At 66.6% G+C, this 4,782-nt stretch carries 8 protein-coding genes; 4 read left to right on the top strand and 4 right to left on the bottom strand.

What is annotated here, in order from left to right; all coding sequences use genetic code 11:
• Positions 1-235: 235 nt before the first annotated feature.
• From HUK84_RS10715 to HUK84_RS10700, 4 genes are all read right to left on the bottom strand, one after another.
• Entirely contained in the window at positions 236-952 is a 717-nt protein-coding gene (locus tag HUK84_RS10715) for a GntR family transcriptional regulator (protein WP_176640284.1), read from the bottom strand.
• 311 nt (positions 953-1,263) lie between these two features.
• Entirely contained in the window at positions 1,264-1,605 is a 342-nt protein-coding gene (locus HUK84_RS10710; RefSeq protein ID WP_176640283.1) for a hypothetical protein, read from the bottom strand.
• Positions 1,606-1,706: 101 nt separating this feature from the next.
• Positions 1,707-2,456: a molybdopterin-dependent oxidoreductase gene (locus tag HUK84_RS10705; RefSeq protein WP_176640282.1), complete on the bottom strand. Its 750-nt coding sequence runs from the start codon at positions 2,454-2,456 to the stop codon at positions 1,707-1,709.
• The gene (locus HUK84_RS10700) at positions 2,453-3,091 is read right to left on the bottom strand and encodes a cytochrome b/b6 domain-containing protein (protein ID WP_176640281.1); all 639 of its coding nucleotides are present in this window, start codon (positions 3,089-3,091) and stop codon (positions 2,453-2,455) included. The genes HUK84_RS10705 and HUK84_RS10700 overlap by 4 nt, the downstream gene beginning before the upstream one ends.
• Before the next feature lie 180 nt (positions 3,092-3,271).
• Here HUK84_RS10700 and msrB point away from each other — a divergent pair, with 180 nt between their 5' ends.
• The 4 genes from msrB to HUK84_RS10685 all read left to right on the top strand — a co-directional run.
• Positions 3,272-3,745, top strand: coding sequence for a peptide-methionine (R)-S-oxide reductase MsrB (gene msrB / locus HUK84_RS10695; RefSeq protein ID WP_176640286.1), 474 nt, complete (start codon positions 3,272-3,274; stop codon positions 3,743-3,745).
• Between the two features lie 29 nt (positions 3,746-3,774).
• Positions 3,775-3,906 carry a hypothetical protein gene (locus tag HUK84_RS23545; RefSeq protein WP_281362786.1) on the top strand — a complete coding sequence of 44 codons (132 nt, stop codon included), beginning with the start codon at positions 3,775-3,777 and terminating at the stop codon, positions 3,904-3,906.
• Between the two features lie 43 nt (positions 3,907-3,949).
• On the top strand, positions 3,950-4,477 hold the full coding sequence (locus tag HUK84_RS10690; RefSeq protein ID WP_317135277.1) for a sigma-70 family RNA polymerase sigma factor: 528 nt from the start codon (positions 3,950-3,952) through the stop codon (positions 4,475-4,477).
• On the top strand, positions 4,467-4,782 hold a 316-nt coding region (locus HUK84_RS10685), incomplete at its 3' end, for an NrsF family protein (protein ID WP_176640280.1). The genes HUK84_RS10690 and HUK84_RS10685, both read left to right, overlap by 11 nt.

Genomic DNA, 4,782 nt, shown 5'->3' with positions numbered 1-4,782 from the left:
CGCCGCCCGCCGGCGCGGCCTGCGCCGGCAGGGCGGACAGGCCGGCAAGCAGGATGCTCTGCCATGCAAGGCGGGCCACACCCGGTCCATGAGACAAGCGCGTCTTCATTCCCTCCGCCACGGCTGACCCGATCTATGTCGTAATGGCCGAGAGAAACACGATCGCGTGATTCGTTCAATATACGTAACGTTGGAAATGAGGCGCCGGCGGCGGCCTGATGTCCTGATTCCGACATTAGAGGCGCGCGCCGCCCAGGATTATTTCCAGCACGTTCTTGCGCGCGGTCTTCAGGTGTTCGGCCATCGCCCGGCGCGCGCGCGCGCCGTCCCGTGTCTCCAGCGCCGAGAGGATCTCGTCATGCTCCTTCCAGCCCGGTGCAGTGCGTTCCGGCAGATGCTGGCGCTCGAACATCTTGGTCAGGCGCCGCATGGCGAGCAGCGTGTTCGCGGTCAGGTCATTCTTGCAATATTCCCCGACCGCCCCATGAAGATTGTCGTCGAAGACCCAGTGCATGGCCGGCGGGTGGTCCTGCCTCGGGTCGATGCTCCGCAAGGAGCGGCGCAATTCGGCCAGGCGATCATCGGGGATGTGCAGGGCCGAGACGCTCGCGGCATGGGGTTCGATCAGCAGGCGCAGTTCGAGGCTTTGCAGGAATTCCTCCAGCGAGACCAGGCGGACCGCCAGCGTGCGGGGACCGTGCCGCACGATCAGCCCTTCGCCTTCAAGCCGTCCCAGGGCCTCGCGCATCGGGGTCCGCGAGACGCCCAGTTCCTCGGCCATGCGCCGTTCCTGGATGATCGTGTTGCCGGGCAGCCTGCGGCTCAGGATCAGGTCCAGCACGTGTTCGTACGTGGCGTCGGTCAGGCTCCTGGCGATGGAGCTGGCCGTCTTTGCCCTGCTCCGCCCGGTCTTGCGCGGGCGCCGCGACGATTCCGCCACCATGTCCGTCATGTCTCCCTGTATTTTTCGTATTCCTCACGCACTCTCTTCATGCGTCCGCACGCATCGGCTTTTACGGGGAATGGTATGCGCATGGTATGTCATTTGCAAAGACAAACGATCAGGACGAACGATGCCGCGATTCCGCCGGTCCTGCCGGGGGCCGATGGTGTGGGGCAAGGGCGCCGCGTGACCGGCTGGCCGGTCAAGGCCGTGCTGCGCGGAAAATGCCCGATGTGCGAAAACAGGAACTGGCCGCCCCGTCAGGCGGCCAGTTCCTGCGGCCCGCTGCCCGCGCGTGACGACGGCGGGGCCGGGCGGGTTCAGTGCGGTCCCGTCGTCTGGTCGGGCGCCATCCCGCCATGCGGCATCGCATTGGGGCTCATCGGGGATTTCTCCATCGCGCCGGGTTTCGTCTGCCCCGGTTTGGTCTGCATGGGGGGCTTCTTCATCTTCATGTGGCCCATCGCGTCGGGCGCCATCGCGTTCGGTGCCATGGCACAGGGGTGCATCTCGTGCGCCATCGGACTCTGTTGCATCTGACACTGCGGCATCTGGTCTTGCGGCACCTGTCTCGCCGGGGGGTGCATGGTCTCCTGCGCCATGGCGGAGCCGCCCATCAGCAGCGCGGTGCAGAACAGGGTGGAAAATGAGCGTGTGAACATTGCCTGTCTCCTGAACTTGCGATCGAAACGCGCGGCATGTGTTCCCGCGTCCCGTTCTTCGCTTTCCCGACGGCGCGGATTACGGATGGGGCGCGATTCTTTCACGATCCGCCGAACCAGTCGTAACCCTGGTCTTCCCAATAGCCGCCGGGAAACTTGTTCGTCACCTCGAGGGCCGCGACATATTTCGGATTCTTGTAGCCCAGCTTGGTGGGAATGCGGATCTTCATCGGCGCGCCATAGGCGGGGGGCAGGGATCCGCCGTCGTAATCCAGCGCCATGATGGTCTGGGGATGCAGCGCGGTCGCCATGTCGATGCTGGTGGAATAATCGTCGAAACAGCGGAACATCACGTATTTCGCCCGCAGATCCGCGCCCACGCGCCGCAGGAAGGTCGCAAGCGGCACGCCGGACCAGGCACCGATCGCGCTCCAGCCCTCGACGCAGATATGGCGGGTGATCTGGCTTTCCTGCGGCAGGGCCCGGAATTGCGACAGCGACCAGGGGCGCCGGTCGGCGATCAGCCCGGACAGTTCCAGCCGCCATTGCCCCGCATCGACGGTGCGGACCGCGTCGATGCCGTAATAGGCATTGAACGGAAAGGGCGTGGTCAGGGCGCTGTGCGGAAATGTCCGGGCCAGCCGGGTGCGGCTGAACAGCAGGGCCTGCATCCGGTCGGTAAAACGCAGCGCCGTGGCCAGTGCGCGCTCGATGTCGGCATTGTCGTCCAGCACGCAGCCCGACAGCATGGCCAGCCCGCCCAGCGACAGCGCGTGTTTCAGCATCAGGCGGCGCTCGATGCGTCGCAGGTCCGGGGCGATCGCCGCGCGGTCGATGATCGGGCGGTTCATGGCTGTATCCTGGGCTGTGTCCTGTCGGAATCGGGTATGCGGCGGCCGCCGGTGATCATGCCGACCAGGGTCGACGGCACGATCGCCACCAGCGTCAGATGCACGATCAGAAAGGCGACGATCAGCGCCATCATCGTGAAATGGATGCGTCGCGCGACGTCGTACCCGCCCAGCAGCCAGCTCAGCCAGCCGAGTTGCACGGGTTTCCAGATCGCAAGCCCGCTCAGCACGGCCAGGGTCGCCACCACCAGCACCCCGGTATAGAACAGGCGCTGCACGGCGTTGTACGCGCCGGCCCGATGATGCAGCCGCAGCCGCAGGGCCAGGGCGAAATCCTGCGCGGTGCGCCGCACGCCCTGGGGCCGGATATCCCGCCGGAAATGACCCGATGCGAAACCATGGGCCAGATAGACCAGGCCGGCGGCCATCAGCACCCACATGGCCGCGAAATGCCAGGCGATCCCGCCGGCCAGCCATCCGCCCAGAGTCGCCCAGGGTGGGAAGGTGAAGGGCAGGATCGGCGAGGCGTTATAGATCTGCCAGCCGCTGCCGATCATGCACAGCATCGCCGCCGCCGCGACCCAATGCGTCAACCGGACGATCCGCGTGTGTGTGCGCCTGCGGTCGGGTTTCATGGTTTTCTCCCTTCGGACAGGCGGATCTTCGCGGGGGCAGGGGCGCGGGTTACGGTCCGGCGGAATTTTTGGGAAAAATTTTTGGACGGCATGTCGTGGGCAGGATTTCGCGCGTCGCCTGTAACCGGCGGGGGATGGGTACCGAACATGCCGCCGACGCCATGGGCGCTGGAGGCCACGATGACATCCCGACGCGATTTCCTGCTGCGGAGCACGGTTCTTCTCGCATTCGGGGCCATGCCCCGTCTCGCGCGCGCCGATATGCGCTATCCGGTCATGCACAGCGACGTCGAATGGCGCCGCCTGCTGACGCCCGCGCAATATGCGATCCTGCGCGCGGGTGGCACCGAGCCACCCTTCTCCAGTCCGCTGCTGAACGAGCACCGGCCCGGCCGGTTCCATTGCGCGGGATGCGGCACGGCGAATTTCGATGCCGCGACCAAATTCGACAGCGGCACCGGCTGGCCCAGCTTCTGGCGGCCCTTGCCCCATGCGGTGCAGGAGGCACGCGACGACAGCCATGGCATGCAGCGGACCGAAATCCATTGCGCGACCTGCGGCGGCCATCTGGGCCATGTATTCGACGACGGTCCGGCGCCGACCGGCCTGCGCTACTGCATGAACGGCGCGGCGCTGACCTTCACGCCCGCGTGAGAGACGTGCGCATGAGAACGAGGGCGATCATGGACGACAAGATCAAAAGACCGTCGCTGTGCCGTCATCCCGGCCACGCCCCGTGCCTTGCGGCGCTGAAGACGCTGTTTGTGCCGCTGTTTTGCGATCCCCCTGTTCTCTGCCAGCGTGCGCCGGGATAGGATGGGCGCGCGCCGCGGGGCGGAGGACATGGCGGGAGATGATGTGACGGACGCCGATTGGAGCATGCTGATGGCGGCGGCGCAGCGCGGCGACGCGCTGGCCTATCGCCGCGCGCTGGCCGAAATCGCCGTCTGGCTGAAGCGCTATTTCTCCCGGCGGCTGCCGGTGTCGATGGTCGATGACGCCGTCCAGGATACGCTGCTGGCGGTTCACGAGAAGCGCCATACCTATGACCCGGCCAAGCCGTTCGCGCCCTGGCTGGCGGCCATCGCCCGCTATAAATGGATCGACAGGCTGCGCGCCATGCAGAAGACCGAGATACCCTTGTGCGAGGACATCGCCATTCCCGATCACGGGAACGCGGTGACGGCCGCCCATGCGCTGGAGCGCCTGCTGGCGACGCTGAAGCCGGCCCAGGCGGAGGCGATCCGGCTGGTGAAGCTGCAGGGATTCAGCGTCGAGGAAACGTCGCGGCGGACGGGCCAGACCGTGTCGCTGGTCAAGGTCGATATCCATCGGGGGCTGGGACGTCTGAGCGATCTGGTCAAGCGAGGTGACGATGTCGATTGATCCGCTGATCGACCGGCTCAGCGCCGATCTGCGCCCGGTGCGCCGGCGTACCCCCCTGCGCGACGCCGCGCTGCTGCTGCTGCTGGGCGCGGTCGAACTGGCGGGTTTTGCCGGAATGGGCACGATGCGGCCCGATCTGTCGGCGGCCATGGCGCTGCCGAGCTTCTGGTGGAAGGCGATCAGCCTGGCGCTGATCGCCCTGGTCGGCGGCGGGGCGGCCATCCTGTCCCTCAGCCCGATCCGCTCGCCGCGTCGTGGCGTGCGGGCGGCCTTCATGCTGGTGCTGGCCACCCTGGCGGCCGGTT

Origin of the sequence: Nguyenibacter vanlangensis (assembly GCF_013376155.1) — a bacterium.
In the GTDB taxonomy this organism is placed as follows: Bacteria; Pseudomonadota; Alphaproteobacteria; order Acetobacterales; family Acetobacteraceae; genus Gluconacetobacter; species Gluconacetobacter vanlangensis.
This window is presented reverse-complemented; position numbering and strand designations above follow the sequence as displayed.